General features: G+C 35.7%; 4 protein-coding genes. All 4 read left to right on the top strand.

The window, feature by feature from the left end:
- The coding region (locus IE080_RS19300; protein WP_189583718.1) for a type II toxin-antitoxin system RelE/ParE family toxin at positions 1–240 on the top strand (240 nt) is incomplete at its 5' end.
- Entirely contained in the window at positions 237–545 is a 309-nt protein-coding gene (locus IE080_RS19295; RefSeq protein ID WP_189583722.1) for a helix-turn-helix domain-containing protein, read from the top strand. The genes IE080_RS19300 and IE080_RS19295, both read left to right, overlap by 4 nt.
- Before the next feature lie 200 nt (positions 546–745).
- Entirely contained in the window at positions 746–1,327 is a 582-nt protein-coding gene (locus IE080_RS19290; RefSeq protein WP_189586805.1) for a Crp/Fnr family transcriptional regulator, read from the top strand.
- 81 nt (positions 1,328–1,408) lie between these two features.
- The gene (locus tag IE080_RS19285) at positions 1,409–1,756 is read left to right on the top strand and encodes a YciI family protein (protein ID WP_229800756.1); all 348 of its coding nucleotides are present in this window, start codon (positions 1,409–1,411) and stop codon (positions 1,754–1,756) included.
- The last annotated feature ends 144 nt before the right edge of the window (positions 1,757–1,900 follow it).

The following is a 1,900-nucleotide window of genomic DNA, read 5'->3' as shown; positions in this document are numbered from 1 at the left end:
GACCGAGAACTTTTTAAAAAACTTCAGGATGAAGTTTGGGAGTTTAGAACCAAGTTCAGTAAAACGTATTATCGGCTATTTGCTTTTTGGGATAAAACAGCCAAGGAAGATACAGTAGTGATATCAACCCATGGGCTGATAAAAAAGACAGGAAAAGTTCCAAAAGGTGAAATTGATAAGGCGAGGAAGCTAATGGAGCAATATTTTCTAGAGAAAAAAGAAAAAGGGAGGAAAAAATGAAAACGTACAGTTTAGAGGAGTTGACCGACAAGCATATCGGAAAAAAAGGAACAAAAAAAAGGGATGAATTTGAGAACGAACTTCGTCTTGACTTATTGGGCTATGCCATTAAGCAGGCAAGGAAGGAGCGGAATTTAACTCAAGAGCAGCTCGGGGAATTAGTAGGAGTAAAAAAGGCTCAAATCTCAAAAATTGAAAACAGCACCACAGATGCCAGATTTTCGACAATAATGAAGGTATTTGAAGTTTTGGGAGCAAGTGTAAAATTTAATGTTGAGCTGAACGACAAAAAAATGGCTTACTAAAAAAGAATGCCGAATGCACAACATCACCTTGGATAAAGCGGGCAGTTCCGAGTAAATAGAAAGTTTAGTATCTTTAAGAAGTTAGGAGTAGGTTGGAAGCGAACGTTTCCAAAAGTCCGCCGTCTCTAAGCTGAATCCCGTTGGCGGTAATACTAACAGACCCGAGACAGAGCAAACAAACAAATTGATAAATAAAAAATATGACACAAGAACATTTCTTAAACAATGTCTTTGGCAAAACGGATATGACCAAAGAAGAAAAGGCAATTGCAATTTCCAAATTTAAACAAGTAACGTTCGAAAAGAATAGTTTCTTATTAGAAGAAGGTAAAACAGCAAACCATTATTGGTTTATTCAAAGTGGCTTTATACGATCTTACGTTATTGACACCGAAGGAAATGATATTACAACAAATTTTTATTCAGTTGGAGACATTGTTATTGATTGGCCTTCCTTCTTTTTAAGAAACCCTACAAGAGAGAATATCCAAGCACTTTCTGATTGTGTTTGCTGGCAATTGGACTTTGAGACATTTCAAGAACTTTTTCATAGCATCCGAAATTTTAGAGAACAAGGTAGAACAACATTAGTAGGGAGCTACTTTGCACTAAAACGACATAGCATTTCAATGATAGCAGACCAAGCCAAAGACCGATATTTAAGGTTGGTCAAAGAAAAGCCTCACGTTGTTCAAAATGTATCTTTAAAGCATATTGCAACATTTTTGGGCATTACAGACACTTCATTGAGCCGAATTAGAAAAGAAATTGCAAGCGAATAGTTTTTCTTGTCATATGGCAAGTTTTATTTTTTTTGATTGGCTGAACTTTGCCACATCATTAATCTTAAAATTTTTAAAAATATGACACAGTTAAAAGAATTTATGTTGCTGTTCAGATACGAACCGAGTAACGAAGAGCCGACAGCACAACAATTATCAGAATTGTACAAACATTGGGGAGAATTTATTGGTGGAATTGCTATGCAAGGCAAATTGGTAAGTACACACCAATTAGGTTTTGAAGGAAAAAAGATTTTTGCCAATCAAAACACCGAAGACGGATTTCATATTGCTGAAGGACAAACCATAGGCGGTAATATGGTTTTGAAGGCAGAATCAATGGAATCTGCATCAGAACTGGCAAAGAGATGCCCAATACTTTTTATGGGTGGCACAGTGGAAGTAAGAGACGTAATACCAATGAACTAAGTATAAACTTCTTAAAATGAACAAAAAAATGATATTCGGAATCACTAGTGTCCGAGAAACGATTTTAAAATAAGGGTAGATTCAATTGCTTAAACCTACCCTATTTTGTGTACTTTGTGTTTACGACAACATAAATTACACATG

The sequence above is a fragment of the Mongoliitalea lutea genome (assembly GCF_014652135.1).
In the GTDB taxonomy this organism is placed as follows: domain Bacteria; phylum Bacteroidota; class Bacteroidia; order Cytophagales; family Cyclobacteriaceae; genus Mongoliitalea; species Mongoliitalea lutea.
This window is presented reverse-complemented; position numbering and strand designations above follow the sequence as displayed.

Excerpts from the sequence above, each read along its gene's own strand:
- IE080_RS19290 (WP_189586805.1), top strand. The coding sequence starts at position 746 with ATGACACAAGAACATTTCTTAAACAATGTCTTTGGCAAAACGGATATG.
- IE080_RS19285 (WP_229800756.1), top strand. The coding sequence starts at position 1,409 with ATGACACAGTTAAAAGAATTTATGTTGCTGTTCAGATACGAACCGAGT.
- IE080_RS19295 (WP_189583722.1), top strand. The coding sequence starts at position 237 with ATGAAAACGTACAGTTTAGAGGAGTTGACCGACAAGCATATCGGAAAA.